At 68.0% G+C, this 14963-nt stretch carries 9 protein-coding genes; 5 read left to right on the top strand and 4 right to left on the bottom strand.

Annotation, left to right across the window (positions count from 1 at the left end; genetic code table 11):
- Positions 1 to 310 precede the first annotated feature (310 nt).
- Complete coding sequence (locus BT98_RS26375) at positions 311 to 2344, bottom strand: EAL domain-containing protein (protein WP_051544374.1); 2034 nt, start codon at positions 2342 to 2344, stop codon at positions 311 to 313.
- Between the two features lie 452 nt (positions 2345 to 2796).
- On the opposite strand from BT98_RS26375, the gene hisS reads away from it, so the two are divergent.
- From hisS to BT98_RS28630, 4 genes are all read left to right on the top strand, one after another.
- Positions 2797 to 4053, top strand: coding sequence for a histidine--tRNA ligase (gene hisS, locus BT98_RS0121675; RefSeq protein WP_019462974.1), 1257 nt, complete (start codon positions 2797 to 2799; stop codon positions 4051 to 4053).
- 2 nt (positions 4054 to 4055) lie between these two features.
- Entirely contained in the window at positions 4056 to 5111 is a 1056-nt protein-coding gene (gene prfA, locus BT98_RS0121670; protein WP_019462975.1) for a peptide chain release factor 1, read from the top strand.
- 10 nt (positions 5112 to 5121) lie between these two features.
- Positions 5122 to 5991, top strand: a complete 870-nt coding sequence (prmC, locus tag BT98_RS0121665; RefSeq protein WP_019462976.1) for a peptide chain release factor N(5)-glutamine methyltransferase — start codon at positions 5122 to 5124, stop codon at positions 5989 to 5991.
- Between the two features lie 438 nt (positions 5992 to 6429).
- Positions 6430 to 6837, top strand: coding sequence for a DUF4167 domain-containing protein (locus BT98_RS28630; protein WP_390889540.1), 408 nt, complete (start codon positions 6430 to 6432; stop codon positions 6835 to 6837).
- A 148-nt stretch (positions 6838 to 6985) separates the two neighbouring features.
- On the opposite strand, the gene BT98_RS0121655 is transcribed toward BT98_RS28630, so the two are convergent.
- The 3 genes from BT98_RS0121655 to BT98_RS0121645 form a co-directional block, all read right to left on the bottom strand.
- Entirely contained in the window at positions 6986 to 9184 is a 2199-nt protein-coding gene (locus BT98_RS0121655; RefSeq protein WP_019462979.1) for an amylo-alpha-1,6-glucosidase, read from the bottom strand.
- Between the two features lie 248 nt (positions 9185 to 9432).
- The gene (locus BT98_RS0121650; protein ID WP_019462980.1) at positions 9433 to 10485 is read right to left on the bottom strand and encodes a glycosyltransferase family 4 protein; all 1053 of its coding nucleotides are present in this window, start codon (positions 10483 to 10485) and stop codon (positions 9433 to 9435) included.
- Between the two features lie 398 nt (positions 10486 to 10883).
- On the bottom strand, positions 10884 to 11651 hold the full coding sequence (locus tag BT98_RS0121645; protein ID WP_027297499.1) for an MOSC domain-containing protein: 768 nt from the start codon (positions 11649 to 11651) through the stop codon (positions 10884 to 10886).
- A 117-nt stretch (positions 11652 to 11768) separates the two neighbouring features.
- Here BT98_RS0121645 and clpB point away from each other — a divergent pair, with 117 nt between their 5' ends.
- Entirely contained in the window at positions 11769 to 14366 is a 2598-nt protein-coding gene (clpB, locus tag BT98_RS0121640; RefSeq protein WP_019462982.1) for an ATP-dependent chaperone ClpB, read from the top strand.
- Positions 14367 to 14963: the final 597 nt, after the last annotated feature.

Below are 14963 nucleotides of genomic sequence, written 5' to 3'. Positions count from 1 at the left end.
GCTCGCTACCCATCGCGCCATCGCCACACCTCCGCGACGACCTACCTCGCGGGCTCAGTGGACCAGATCAAGAAGGGTGGTCACGCCGCGCTTACGAAGGACAGGACATCGACGATGACCAGCGCCGCGGCCCGCTCATGGAGGGCGAGGAGCCCGGCCATGCCCCATTCGCAGAGAGTGTCCGGCATGGATGTCCCTCGGCACGTCATGTCCAGATCACTGGACTCGGGGCCCGACGTCACACATCACCCGCTGCGGCACCGGCCCTTTCCGGCCTGTCACGGACTGCCAGCCGGCATGTCCATGTCCATCATCTGCTCCAAGTCCTGGGGAGCGCCGCGATCTCCCGCGATTGGCTTTCCTGCTCATCGTGGAGCGTATAGGCCCGGAGCGGCGATACGGCAGGAAGTTGAGCGCCCGGGCTGCGTGGCGTCGTGATCTCGCTGAGGGTTCCATACCAGCCGAGGATATTGCGCGCGTCATCGCATCGTGGCGCGCCCCAGGCGCGCATCCAGTGCCACCTGCCATCGGAGAGCCGGGCCTGGAAATCGACATCATAGACCTTGCCCGTTCTCAGGCACTCCATCCACTGTGCGCGGACTGCGGCGCGCTGCTCGGGATGGACGATATCCAGCCAGCCATGGTTGCGCGTCTGCTCATAGGTCTGGCCGGTCAGATGGAAGATGCGCGGATTTGCGCGTGTCATCTGGCCGTCCGGCGTCGTCATCCAGAAGAGATGGGGGCAGTTGTCCAGGATGAAGCGGAACTGCTCTTCCTGATCGCGCAGGGCATCCAGGGATATTTTTCTGGTATCGATATCCTCCTTCTGGCCATACCAGCGCAGCACGGTGCCATCAGGCGCCTTCTGCGGGGCGACATAGGAGCGGAACCAGCGATAGCTGCCATCGGGCATCCGGTAACGCAGTTCCTCATCGTAAACGCTCCCGTTGCTGAGGGCACGCCCCCAGGACGCCTTGATCCGGTCGCGATCAGCGGGATGGACTATGTTCGTCCATTTTGTTCCCCGCACATCATCGAGTACCAGGCCCATCATCCTGGCATAGCTTTCGTCGATCGCTTCGATCTGGCCCTGGGCGTCCATCTGCCATGAAAGCCGCGGACTGAGAGTGGCCGCGATGCGGTAATGTTCTTCGCTCTTGCGCAGGGCCTCCTCGGTTTTCTTGTTCTCGGTGATGTCGATGACAATGATCGAGTAACCAAGCAGTTCGCCGACTTCATCGGGAACCCGGTGGATGAAAAGGAGGTGTGTTCCGCCGTCGGGCAGCTTTCTTTCATAAGCCGGGGCAGGCAGATTCCGCGCCCAGTAGGAGTGAAGCCAGGCGATCCGGCCCACACCCTCCGGCATCACGTCATTGACTTGGCGTCCGATGACATCGTCGAGCGGCCTGCCGAGATTCCTCGCAAAAACGGGGCTGGCATCCTTGATGACGTAATCCAGCCCCAGGAAACAGATCGACATGTTATCGGAAGCATAGAGCGCGGAAATCTGGTGCGCCCGTTGTTCCAGGGTCAGGTTCGCGGGATCTGTGGCGAAGGCAGCAGAGGCGGGGCCCCGAAGAAGGCCCGGCACCGCATTGGCCGGGACAGGGCGGCTGAACAGATAGCCCTGGGCGTAGCCACACCCGATCTTTTGCAGCAGTTCGGCCTGTTCCAGGGTTTCCACGCCTTCCGCGATCACGGAAAGGTCCAGGCTTTGTCCAAGGCCGACCACCGCTGCCACGATCTTCCGGCTTTCCTTCTGTTCCAGCATGGACCGGACAAAACTCGTATCGATCTTGATTTTGGAGAATGGCAGGGTCCGCAACCAAGTCAGGCTCGAATAGCCGGTGCCGAAATCATCCAGTGAAATGGCGCAGCCCATGGCGATGATCTGTTCCAGGACGCGCCTGGAATTCTTCTCGTCTTCGAGAATGGCTGTTTCGGTGATTTCGATATGCAGCCGTTCCAGGGGGAAGCCGAACTCCTTCGCCAGGCTGGCGATGCGTTCCGGCAGATGGGGATGTTGGAGTTGTGTTGGCGAAAGATTGAAGGCGAGGTAGAAATCCCCATCCCAGTCCTGCGCCGCGGCAAAGGACTGGCGCATGAGTGAATCGAGCAGCTCGTCCAGCATATCGGCCTTTTCGGCATGGAAAACAAAGACGGAAGGTGGAATGTTCCCTTGTTTTTCGTCATGCCAACGGGCCAGAACCTCGAAGCCAACGGTTCTGTTTTCCTCCAGGGAAACAATCGGCTGAAAATAAGGCGTGATGTTGCCGCCGATCAGTGCCGAGGAGAAGGCGATATTGAAACGTGCCTGAGATGTGAACATCAAATCGCTCTTCATGCAATTTTCGTGGACCACGGCGTTCCACTCGTTACGGGTTTCATCCCGGCCATGAAAGTTCGGGGTGACGGCGTGGCACCGGAATTGTTCTGACCACGAATGCCTGTGGCGGCTGCCCGGTGGTCGGGTCCGCGTGGGGGCGAGGCGGTATTATGCCGAGGCATGCTTCGGGGTGCAGTCGCGGCGGGCTTCATGCCAAAGGCAGCATGCCGTCCTATGGGAGTCATCACGGTACACAACCACGAGTTGCTTTTCAATGTTTGCTTAACTTTAAGGGCGCACGTCCATTTGCGATCCCGGCAAGGAGGTTCCGCGACGAGGATTTTCGGTTCCAGCGAGCCTAATCGCCGGTTTCTGTTCAGGACATTCCAGGGGCACTGGATAACATCGGAGCAGGCCGTTTCACGCTCTCTCTCGCCCAAAGCGGCAAGCGGTGGTAACTGCGCCCGATCATGGCCTCCCAGCTTCAGCCCGCCCGCGGTACGCGCGATCTCATCGGCGAGGATTTCGCCCGGCACCACCATGTCATCGCCACGGCGCATCGCGTCGCGGCGCTCTATGGATTCGAGGAATGGGCGACCCCCATCTTCGAGGATACGCGGGTCTTCTCGCGCTCGCTGGGCGAGACCTCGGATGTCGTCTCCAAGGAGATGTACACCTTCCCGGACCGGGGCGGGGAGAGCCTGACGCTGCGGCCCGAGGGCACGGCCGGGGTGTGCCGGGCGCTGGTCTCCAATGGGCTGACCCAGGGCAACCTGCCGCGCAAGGTCTTCTATGCCGGGCCGATGTTCCGCTACGAGCGGCCGCAGAAGGGCCGCTACCGGCAGTTCCACCAGATCGGCCTGGAGATCCTGGGCGCGGCGGAGCCGCTCTCGGATGCCGAGGCCATTGCCTGCGGCTGGCACATCCAGCAGGAGCTGGGCATCGCCGAGGGCACGGTGCTGGAGATCAACACGCTGGGCGATGCGCCCTCCCGCGAGGCGCACCGGGCGGCGCTGGTGGCCTATTTCACCGAGCGGAAGGGGAGCCTTTCCGCCGACAGCCTGGTGCGGCTGGAAAAGAACCCCCTGCGTATCCTGGACAGCAAGGACCCGGGCGACAAGGCGCTGGTGGCGGACGCACCCTCGATCCACGACCACCTGACCGAGGCGGCGCGGGCGCATTACGAGGCGGTGCGGCGTTACCTGGACGGGTTCGGCGTGCCCTACCGGGTCAATCCGCACATCGTGCGGGGCCTGGACTACTACAGCCACACCGCCTTCGAGTTCGTGACGGAGCGGCTGGGGGCCCAGGGCACGGTGATGGCCGGCGGCCGCTATGACGGGCTGGTCGAGGAGATGGGCGGGCCGCACACCCCCTCGGTCGGCTGGGCGGCGGGGATCGAGCGGCTGTCCATGCTGATGGAGGGCGCCCCCGAGGCACCGCGCCCGGTGGCGGTGATCCCCGTGGGCGAGGCGGCCGAGGCAGCGGCGATCGCGGCGGTGCAGTCGCTGCGCCGGAGCGGGCTGGTCGCGGAGATCGCCTACAAGGGCAACACCAAGCGCCGCATGGAGCGGGCCAACAGGCTGAAGGCGCGCGCCGCCGTGCTGATCGGCGAGGAGGAGCTGGCGCGCGGCGTGGCGCAGGTGAAGGACCTCGATGCCGGCACGCAGCGGGAGGTGCCGCTGGATGCGCTGGCCGCCGCGCTGCTGGAGGCGGGCGAGGGCTGACCGTGGCGCTTCCGGAGAAGCTGGATCGGCTCCTGTTCCGCGCCGAGGAGATCCGCCACACGCTGAACACCGCCGATGGCGGGCAGATCGGTGCGCTGACCAGGGAGCTTTCGGAACTCGACCCGCTGGTCGAGAAGGTCACCGCCCTGCGCAATGCCGAACGGGCCCGGGACGAGGCCGAGGCGCTGCTGGCCGACCCCGAGATGCGCGAGCTGGCCGAGGCGGAGTACCAGGCGCAGAAGGAGGCCGTGCCGGCGCTGGAGCATGAGATCCGCCTCATGCTGCTGCCGAAGGACGCGGCCGACGAGCGCAGCGCCATCCTGGAGATCCGCCCCGCCGCCGGGGGCGACGAGGCCGGGCTCTTCGCCGCCGAGCTGTTTCGCGCCTACCAGCGCTATGCCGAGTCGCGCCGCTGGCGCTTCGAGGTGCTGGACTACGACGAGAACGAGCTGGGCGGGGTGAAGGGGGCCAGTGCCGAGATCGCGGGGCAGGGGGTCTTCGCCCGGCTGAAGTTCGAATCCGGTGTCCACCGCGTGCAGCGCGTGCCGGCCACGGAGACCCAGGGCCGTATCCACACCTCCACGGTGACGGTGGCGGTGCTGCCGGAGGCCGAGGAGGTGGATGTGCAGATCGACGAGAAGGACCTGCGGATCGACACCTATCGCGCCTCGGGCGCCGGCGGGCAGCACGTGAACAAGACGGACAGCGCCGTCCGCATCACCCACCTGCCCACCGGCGTCGTGGTGGCGATGCAGGAGGAGCGCTCCCAGCACAAGAATCGCGCGAAGGCGATGAAGGTGCTGCGCGCGCGGCTCTACGACGCGCAGCGCACCAGCCTCGACGCCACGCGCACCGATGCCCGGCGCGCCCAGGTCGGCACCGGCGACCGCAGCGAGCGCATCCGCACCTACAACTTCCCCCAGGGGCGAGTGACAGACCACCGCATCGGCCTGACCCTGCACAAGATCGACCGGGTGATGCTGGGCGAGCTCGACGAGCTGATCGATGCCCTGACCGCCGAGGACCAGGCGGCCCGCCTGGCGGCGCAGGGAGAATGAGGGCGGAGGAATGAGCGACTCCTGCGCCGATCCGAAGGGCTCGGTCGGTGCCTTCCTGTGCCGGGCGGGGCAGCATCTGCGCGCCGCCGCCATCCCGCAGCCGCGGATGGAGGCGCGGATGCTGCTGGCCCGTGCCATGGGAGTGACGCAGGAGGCCCTGCTGCGCGACCCGCGCGCCCCGGTGCCGGAGGCGGCCGCCGCGCCTTTCGCGGAAATGCTCCGGCGGCGCCTCGACGGGGCGCCGATGGCCTATCTCACCGGCAGCCAGGGCTTCTGGACGCTGGACCTCGCGACCTCGCCGGACACCCTGATCCCCCGCGCTGATACCGAGACCCTGGTCGAGGCGGCGCTGGAGCTGTTTCCGCAGCGGGCGGCGGTGGGGCGCATCCTCGACCTTGGCACCGGCACCGGGGCGATCCTGCTGGCGGCGCTGGCGGAATTCCCGGCGGCCTTCGGGGTGGGGGTGGACCTGGTGCCGGGGGCGGCGGCGCTGGCGGCGCGGAACGCCCGCCGCAACGCGCTCGGGGATCGATGCGCCTTCCTGGCCGGCTCCTGGGCGGAGGCGCTGGCGGGGCGCTTCGACCTGATCCTGTCCAACCCGCCCTATATCGAAAGCGCGGCCATCGCCGGGCTGATGCCCGAGGTGGCGCGGCACGAGCCCCTTTCCGCCCTGGATGGCGGGCCTGACGGGCTGGTGGCCTATCGTGCCCTGGCAGGCTGCCTGCTGCGGCTGCTGGCGCCGGAAGGCCGGGCCGTGCTCGAACTCGGGCAGGGGCAGGAACCGGCGGTCGCGGCGCTGATGCGCGATGCGGGGCTGCGGGTGCCGGGGGCGAGGCAGGACCTGGGCGGTATCGCCCGCGCCCTGATCGTGGCCCCTTGACCACGGCCCTGGAAAACGCGGGCGGGCCTGCCTATCTATGCGGCAACCGGCTTCGTTTCCCGCGCGGCGCATGGCACCTTTGCCATGCCGGGTGCCGGTTGCCCGCCATGGCCCCGAAAAAAGGGTTGGCGTGGCCGGATGGCGCCGTTAGGTTGCCCTGGCGGACCCTGCGGACCTCAAGAGGCGTAAGCAGGTTGTCACGTTCGGCGCTTCAGGTGGCAAATCCACCAGCCGGCGTGCCGCGTGGGAAGAGAACCACCATCGCTAGTCCAGCCGGCGGAGCACGAAGATGCCCCCGGCCGGCTGCAGCATGAGAGTGCGAACACGACACCCATGAATATGAAGCGCATGCGCGGCCGTGGCGGCCACCGTCATGGCGGCGGCGGCCAACAGGGCGGAGGCGGCGGCGGCGGTTTCCGCCAAAGCGGCCAGCAGCCGATGAACCGGAACCACGTGTTCGACTCTTCCGGACCGGATATGCGAATGCGGGGCACCGCCCAGCAGCTTTTCGAGAAGTATCTCCAGCTCGGCCGCGACGCGACCGGCTCCGGCGACCACGTGATGGCGGAGAGCTATTTCCAGCACGCCGAGCACTACTTCCGCATCCTGAACGCCATGACCCAGGCGCAGCAGCAGAACCAGCCGGGCGAGCGCCAGGGTGGCGACCGCCAGAACGCGGAACGCCAGAACGGTGAGCGCAATGGCGACCGGCGCCGCTGGCAGAACAATGCCGGGCCCGACGACCAGGGCCACGGCGGCGAGCCGGGCGAGGGCGAGGAACAGGGCCTCAACGGCCATTCCGACAGCGACGACGCCTCGGACGAGCCGCGCCACCCCATCCAGTGACGGCCGCGCGGTGACGCCGGTCCTGTAATGCCTGCCCGGTAATACCTGCCCGGTAACGGCCCGGTCCGTCCGGGCTGGGCGCCCCGGCTGCCCGTCACTCCGATCCGGCCCGCCCTTCCGGGCAGGCCGGGCTACGAGGCCGCGCGCCTCAGGTGATGACCGCCACCTCGACATGGCCGCGCCGGCCCAGGACGTTCAGCGACACGCTGCCGTCGGTCCCGTGGCGGCGCAGCCGGACATCGACGCTGGCGTCGTTCAGCGTCAGGTTGTCGATGCGCAGCTCCTCCAGCCAGGGCGGCAGGACCGGGTGCACGAAGCGGATCACCCGCATCTCCGGCCGGAAGGAGATCCCCAGCATGGCGCCGATCACCGCGAAGGCGCTGGCGGCGGCCCAGGCCTGCGGCAGGCAGGCGACGGGATAGGCGGTCGGCCCCTCGGCATCGATGCGCGGGAAGCCGCAGAAGAGTTCCGGCAGGCGCTTCATGTCCACGGCCAGCGCCGTGTCGAAGAGGCCGCTGGCGATCCGCTCCAGGGCCTCGTTCATGCCGTAGCGCTTCAGCCCCATGGCGATCAGCCCATTGTCGTGCGGCCAGACGCTGCCGTTGTGGTAGGACATCGGGTTGTAGCGGGCCTCGCCCTCCGGGATGGTGCGGATGCCCCAGCCGCAGAAGGATCGCGGGTCGAGCAGGGTCTCGGCGAGCTGCGCCGCCCGTTCGGGCAGGGCGAGGCCGGTCAGCAGGGCATGGCCCGCATTGCTGTTGCGGACGCGGCAGGGACGGTTCTCGCCGTCCAGCGCCAGGGCATAGGTTCCCAGTTCCTCGCACCAGAAGAGACGGTCCACGGTTTCCCGCAAGGCGCCGGCCCGCGCCAGCCAGCCCCCCGCGGCCTCCTCCTCCACACCCAGCAGGCCGGCCAGCTGCGCCGCTCCGCGCCAGGCGGCCTCGGCATAGGCCTGCACCTCGATCAGCGCGATCGGCGCATCGGCGAGGCGGCCGTCGGCGTGGAAGACGCTGTCGAAACTGTCCTTCCAGCCCTGGTTGACCAGCCCGTTCACCGAGCGCCGGTCATAGCGCAGCAGCCCGTCCTCGCCCGACCCGCCATGCGCCTCCATCCAGCTCAGGGCCCGGACGACGGCTGGCCAGATCTCGCGGATCGTCGCGAGGTCGCCGCTGCGCTCCGCATAGGCGGCGGCGAGCACCACGAACAGCGGCGTGGAATCGACCGAGCCGTAATACTGGCCGAAGGGGACCTCTCCCAGCGCTGCCATCTCGCCGCGGCGCATCTCGTGCAGGATCTTGCCCGGCTCGGCGTCCCGCTTCGGGTCCAGCGTCTCCGCCTGGTGCGCCGCCAGGAAGCGCAGCGTCCCGCGCGCCAGGAAGGGGTCCACCCAGAGGCATTGCAGCGCCGAGATCAGGCTGTCCCGCCCGAAGGGGCAGGAGAACCATGGGATGCCAGCATAGGGGAAGGGGCCCTGGGGCATGCTGGTGGTGAGCATGGCCAGGTCCGCCTGGGAGCGGTGGACCCAGTCGTTGAAGGCGGCGTTGGAGGTATGGACCATGGCACGCTCCTCCACCCGGCGCATGGTCCAGCGACGCAGGTCGTCCAGCAGCATGTCGAAATCCGGCACCGGCTCCGGTGCCCGGTCGCTGCGGAGGCAGCGGATGGTCACGGCGAGATGCCAGGACTCGCCGGGCTCCAGAGCGAGTAGCCAGATGCTCTCGCGGCCCTGGTGGCGGGCCGGCCGGGGCTCGAAGGTCAGTTCGGTCTGGCGGGTGACGCCGTCCAGCCCGGTATAGCCCAGGCGTATCCCGGCTCCGGTCTTCGCCACAGGATGCCTTTCGCCCCGCCGGGCGCGCTTCATGCCGCGCACCTCGAAGATGTCGGCGAAATCAGCGGAATGGGTGAGCGAGATCTCGAAGCTCAGCGGCTTGTCGCCGAAATTCTCGACATAAAGCCGTTCCTGCACCACGCCCGGGCCCAGGACCATCTTCCGTTGCAGATGTAGCGTGTCCCGCTTCAGCACCGTCCCGTCGGTCAGGTGCAGGTCGGGATTGGTCATGTTGATGGAGAGCAGCGCGTTGTCCTGGCTCACCGCCGAGGAGAGCAGCAGCGGCCGGATGCCGCCCAGGCGCAACGACATGCGCGACAGGTGGCGGGCATCGTCGTGGAACAGGCCCTCCGCCGTGTTCCCGATCGCCTGGGCATCGCCGTAGTGGTCCAGAACCAGGAAGGTGTCGCCGCATTTGAGCGTCCGAGGCCGGTAGAGGCTCAGGGCCGTGGCGGCGGTGGCGGCGATCGCCCATTCCCCTTCCGTGTTGACGACGGATGGCGCCGGCGAGTCGTTCATGCTGTCTCTGCCCCTGTTGCTGTCTGCGGAAGCGCCGTTCCGGAGCCAGGCCCGGCCACGCCCCGGCAGAGGGACGCCGCACGGGACGCAGCCCGAGTTTCCTCGGCCCGGAGGCCGCGGAAACACCGTGGAGGAACGGAAAAGGCAGTCCGACCCCACCGGACTGCCTCAACTTCCGCTTGCGGGGCGGAGTTTCCCGGAAGCGGCCGGCGCCTGTCCAGGGGGACATGCGCCGATCCGCAAGCGTATCAGACGGCCCGGAGCACCGCCGGGCGCTGCTGGGCGATCATGCCGTGATAGAGGGCAAGATGGTCCTCCGCCATGCGCCGGGCGGTGAAGCGCTCCTCGAAGCAGGCGCGGACCTTGTGGCGGCTCAGTTCGCCCAGGCGCTTCACGGCGGCCACGGCGTTCACCTCGTCATGGACGATGAAGCCGGAACGGCCGGGATCGATCACCTCCGGCACGGAGCCGTGGCTGAAGGCGATCACCGGGGTGCCGCAGGACATCGCCTCGATCATCACCAGGCCGAAGGGCTCGGGCCAGCAGATCGGCATCAGCAGGGCGCGGGCCTTGCCGAGGAAGGCGGCCTTCTCCTGCTCGTTGATCTCGCCGATGAACTCGACGCCCGGGCCGTCCAGCATCGGACGGATAACCTCGTCGAAATAGTCCCTGTCGGCGCGGTCCACCTTGGCGGCGATCTTCAGCGGGATGCCGGCGGCACGCGCGATCCGGATCGCGGCGTCCGGACCCTTCTCCGGCGAGATGCGGCCGAGGAAGGCGAGATAGCCGCCTTCGCCCTGGCCCATCGGCAGCAGGTCCTTCGGCAGGCCGTGCAGGATGGTGCCGGCCCAGTTCACGTTCTTCAGCGGGCGGCGCTGCGAATCGGAGATCGAGATGAAGGGCGCGCGGGGATAGGCGTCCATCAGCGGCTGCAACTCCTTGAGGTCGAGCCGGCCGTGGAAGGTGGTGACATAGGGCGTGTCCCGCTCCCGCATCACGGGGAGCTGGAAATGGTCGATGTGGAAATGCACGATGTCGAACTGGTCGAGCATGTCCACCACGCGCGTCACCGCCAGCACATGCGGCGAGACCGGGTCCCGCGACTCCGGGTCCAGGCGCAGGGCCACCGGCACGACCGCTTCCAGATTGGCGCTGGTGATGCTGTCGCCGGAGGCGAAGAGGGTCACCTCGTGCCCCATCGCGACCAGTTCTTCCGTCAGGTAGGAGACGATACGCTCGGTTCCCCCGTACAGCTTGGGGGGCACGGCCTCGGCCAGCGGGGCCACCTGGGCGATACGCATTCTCGAAGTCTCTCCTCGTTACGGACCGGTACAGGACAGGGCCGCTGGCGAGGTTCGGAAGCCGCCACGGGCCGGGCTGGCCTCAGACTCCGGGCGGTCATTTCGCATAAGCGAAGAACCGTCCGCCGGGTTTCGTCCTGCACGATGGTGCCGTGCAACAGGACGCAGTTGCACCTCGTCTCTGGACGCCATCAGGGCCGCATTGCGGCGTTTTCGTGGCGGCCCGGGAACGGATCGGGAAGCGGATCGGTTCCGGGGCGCGCCGGCCGGGCGCCACGGGAGGCCGGTTTTCCCGCCAGGCGAGGCCAGGTCCCGGGACGGGGCAGCCGACCGGAACCGGCACCGCGGCCCATCCCCTTGATCCCCATGGGTTCGCGGCGCGGCGAGGGGAGGGCGGTTCAGACCGGCTCCAGGGAATCGCCCGCGGCCACCCGGCCACCTTCCAGCACGGCGGCATGCACGCCCAGATCCGCATGGCCGAAATGTTCCCGCAGCAGGCGCGGCACGTCGCAGTCCCGCTCGCCGGTCTCCAGGTCCACCTGGGTCGCCGGGCAGCGCACCGTGCGCTTGAAGATCTCCAGCCGTGCGCCGCCGAGCAGGACCTCCTGCCCCAGCCAGCCGAACTCGGCCCAGGCGGGCAGGCCGGAGAAATAGATGTTGGCGCGGAAACGCAGCGGGTCGAGCTGCCGGCCGATTGCCTGTTCCAGCGCCCGCAGGCTGGCGAGGTTGATCAGGGAGATGCCCTTGCGCTTCTGGTCGGTGAAGGCGTGGCCCGGCGCCTCGACGAACCGGAGCTGGCCGCGCGCCTCCGTGCCCAGGAACCGGGTGATGAAATCGGCAATGGCGGCGCGGCCTTCCGCGCTGTGCGTCGAGGCGGCGAGTCGGCCCTCGCCTGCCGCCCCGCCCTGAGGACCACGGATCACGAGGAAGCCGGGGCGGGAATCGAAGGCGCTGTGCAGCAGGGCCACCCGGGCATTGGCCATCAGGCAGGCGAAGTTCTGCTTGGGCAGGAAGCGCGGCGCCGATTCGTCGAAGGGCGCGTCCCCCTGCGCCAGGGCGAAGCGGCGATCATGCGGGATGACCTCGCCCTCCGCGAGCATGATCTCCTCCAGGCTCTCGGCGCTCAGCCCTTTGACCGGGTAGCGATAGAGATGTTCGATGCGCATGACGGCTAACCTCTTGAACTCCCTCTTCGAGCGTTACCACATCGGAGGCAGCAGCGGCGCCCCCATTGCCTGATAGGGATGGGGGTGCCGGTCGCCTCAAAGGAGGGGCCATAACAGATGGATATCGAGAAGCTTACCGAACGCGCCCGCGGCTTCCTGCAGGCCGCGCAGACCATCGCGATCCGCGAGTTCCACCAGCAGATCACCCCGCAGCACCTGCTCAAGGCACTGCTGGACGACGAGGAAGGCGCGGCTGCCGGGCTGATCCGTGCCGCCGGCGCCGATCCCGTTGCCGCCAAGCGGGAGGTGGATGCCGAGGTGGCGCGCCTGCCCGTGGTGAAGGGCAGCGGCGCCGGCCAGCCGCAGGTGACGCCGGAGCTGATGCGGGTGCTGGACGCCGCGCAGCAGCAGGCAACCAAGGCGGGCGACGCCTATGTGGCGCAGGACCGGCTGCTGGTCGCCCTGGCCGGCAGCGACACCGCCGCCGGGCGGGCGCTGAAGCAGGCAGGCGTGACGGTCAAGGCGCTGGAGGCCGCGGTGACGCAGGTCCGCAAGGGCCGCACCGTGGACAGCCCGAGCGCCGAGCAGAATTTCGACGCGCTGAAAAAGTACGCGCGCGACCTGACCGCCGCCGCGCGGGAAGGCAAGCTCGACCCGGTGATCGGGCGCGACGAGGAGATCCGCCGCTCGATCCAGGTGCTGGCGCGGCGGACAAAGAACAATCCGGTGCTGATCGGCGAGCCGGGCGTCGGCAAGACGGCGATCGTCGAGGGACTGGCGCTGCGCATCGTCAACGGCGACGTGCCGGAGGCGCTGAAGAACAAGCAGGTGCTGGCGCTCGACCTGGGTTCGCTGGTGGCCGGTGCCAAGTATCGCGGCGAGTTCGAGGAGCGGCTGAAGGCCGTGCTCTCGGAGATCGAGGCCGCGGCGGGCGAGGTCATCCTCTTCATCGACGAGATGCACACGCTGATGGGCGCGGGCAAGGCGGATGGCGCGATGGACGCGGCCAACCTGCTGAAGCCTGCCCTGGCGCGCGGCGAGCTGCACTGCATCGGCGCGACCACGCTGGATGAGTACCGGAAGTACGTGGAAAAGGACGCGGCCCTGGCCCGCCGCTTCCAGCCGGTCTTCGTAGGCGAGCCGAGCGTGGAGGACACGATCTCCATCCTGCGCGGCATCCGGGAGAAGTACGAGCTGCACCACGGCGTCCGCATTGCGGACTCGGCCCTGGTGGCGGCGGCGACGCTCTCGAACCGCTACATCACCGACCGCTTCCTGCCGGACAAGGCGATCGACCTGGTGGACGAGGCGGCCTCCCGTTTGCGGATGCAGGTGGACAGCAAGCCGGAGGAGCTGGACGAACTCGACCGCCGGTTGATGCAGCTCCGTATCGAGCGCGAGGCGCTGCGGCGTGAGACCGACACGGCCTCCCGCGACCGGCTGGATCGGCTGGAGCGCGAAATCGCCGATCTGGAGGAGCGTTCCAACACGCTGACCCAGCGCTGGCAGGAGGAAAAGGACAAGCTCAACAGTGCCCAGAAGGCCAAGGAGGAGCTGGACCGCGCCCGGACCGAGGTGGAGCTGGCGCAACGCAAGGGCGACTATGGCCGGGCCGGCGAGCTGATGTACGGCGTGATCCCCAAGCTGGAGGCGCAGATCGCCCAGGCGGGCGATGGCGGCCAGCTGGTGAACGAGGCCGTGACCGAGGAAAGCATCGCCCAGGTGGTGAGCCGCTGGACCGGTATTCCGGTGGACCGGATGCTGGAGGGAGAGCGGGCCAAGCTGCTCCGCATGGAGGACGCGCTGCGCAAGCGGGTGGTCGGCCAGGAGGAGGCGCTGGAGGCGGTGTCCAAGGCGGTGCGGCGTGCCCGCGCCGGGCTGCAGGACCCGAACCGGCCGATCGGCAGCTTCCTGTTCCTGGGCCCGACCGGTGTGGGCAAGACCGAGCTGACCAAGGCGCTGGCGAGCTTCCTGTTCGACGACGACAAGGCACTGCTGCGCATCGACATGTCGGAATACATGGAGAAGCACGCGGTCGCCCGGCTGATCGGCGCCCCTCCGGGCTATGTCGGCTATGAGGAAGGCGGCGCGCTCACCGAGGCGGTGCGGCGGCGTCCCTATCAGGTCATCCTGTTCGACGAGGTGGAGAAGGCGCATGACGACGTCTTCAACATCCTGCTGCAGGTGCTCGATGACGGACGGCTGACGGACGGGCAGGGGCGGACGGTCGATTTCCGCAACACGCTGATCGTGCTGACCAGCAACCTGGGTTCCGAGATCCTGGCCGCCCAGCCGGACGACGAGGACGTGGACCTGGTACGCGGGCAGGTGATGAACGTGGTGCGGAGCCGGTTCCGGCCGGAATTCTTGAACCGGCTGGACGAGATCGTGCTGTTCCGCCGCCTGGCGCGGAAGGACATGGCCTCGATCGTCGATATTCAGCTCGGCCGGCTGCGGAGCCTGCTGGCGGATCGCAAGATCGCGCTGGAGCTGGACGAGAAGGCGCGGGAATGGCTGGCCGAGGCGGGCTACGACCCGGTCTATGGGGCGCGGCCGCTGCGGCGGGTCATCCAGCGGAACCTGCAGGACCGGCTGGCCGGCATGTTGCTGGAGGGCACGGTGCTGGATGGCAGCCGGGTCGAGGTCACGGCCGGCCCGGATGGGCTGGAGATCACCGACCGGCCCGCGGCCGAGGCGCAGCGTTCCGCGGCGTGACGGGGCTGCCCGGGGAGATTTTCTCCCCGGGCGACCGGCGCCGAGGTGCCGTGTGACGATGGGATGAAAAAATCGCCTGAGGGGGGTTTACCAGTTTTGCTGCCCCCCATATAAGGCGGCCCACGGACGGCGCGGTTGGTCCTGAGGGGCTGACGGGGCGCTGGGCTGTGATCCCCTGAGGGGTGTTGTTGATTTGTGCTGGATGGCTTTTCCGGGAGGGAGGGCGATCTGGGTGGATTGACGGCGCTGTGAGGCGGGAATTGTTCCTTGAAGGTGTGAATAGGGGTTTTACTGTAGGAAGCCTGGATGTTTTGCTTGAGTGATTTGGCACGAGGTTGCTGGATGACTTGAGTGGGACCGTGGCTGATCTGGCGGTGGACTGGCGGGCCTTGAGAGGCTGGGGGCTGGTGCGTGCTTGAACTGGGGCGGAGGCGTCTGGGCTGTTGTGCCTGGGTGCCGAGGTGCTGGGGAGGGATGCGTGGCTGGCGTCCTGGCGGAGCGGGGAGTGTTGGTTTGCGGCGGGTTGGCTGCTGGTGGACCTGGGGACAGGGCGACATCTGGGTGATGTGAGAGAGTGAGCGGGGGCCGAGGAAGGGT

Origin of the sequence: Roseomonas mucosa ATCC BAA-692 (assembly GCF_000622225.1) — a bacterium.
GTDB classification, from domain to species: domain Bacteria; phylum Pseudomonadota; class Alphaproteobacteria; order Acetobacterales; family Acetobacteraceae; genus Roseomonas; species Roseomonas mucosa.
This window is presented reverse-complemented; position numbering and strand designations above follow the sequence as displayed.

Excerpts from the sequence above, each read along its gene's own strand:
- BT98_RS26375 (WP_051544374.1), bottom strand. The coding sequence starts at position 2,344 with ATGAAGAGCGATTTGATGTTCACATCTCAGGCACGTTTCAATATCGCC.
- hisS (WP_019462974.1), top strand. The coding sequence starts at position 2,797 with ATGGCCTCCCAGCTTCAGCCCGCCCGCGGTACGCGCGATCTCATCGGC.
- prmC (WP_019462976.1), top strand. The coding sequence starts at position 5,122 with ATGAGCGACTCCTGCGCCGATCCGAAGGGCTCGGTCGGTGCCTTCCTG.
- BT98_RS28630 (WP_390889540.1), top strand. The coding sequence starts at position 6,430 with ATGAACCGGAACCACGTGTTCGACTCTTCCGGACCGGATATGCGAATG.
- BT98_RS0121655 (WP_019462979.1), bottom strand. The coding sequence starts at position 9,184 with ATGAACGACTCGCCGGCGCCATCCGTCGTCAACACGGAAGGGGAATGG.
- BT98_RS0121650 (WP_019462980.1), bottom strand. The coding sequence starts at position 10,485 with ATGCGTATCGCCCAGGTGGCCCCGCTGGCCGAGGCCGTGCCCCCCAAG.
- BT98_RS0121645 (WP_027297499.1), bottom strand. The coding sequence starts at position 11,651 with ATGCGCATCGAACATCTCTATCGCTACCCGGTCAAAGGGCTGAGCGCC.
- clpB (WP_019462982.1), top strand. The coding sequence starts at position 11,769 with ATGGATATCGAGAAGCTTACCGAACGCGCCCGCGGCTTCCTGCAGGCC.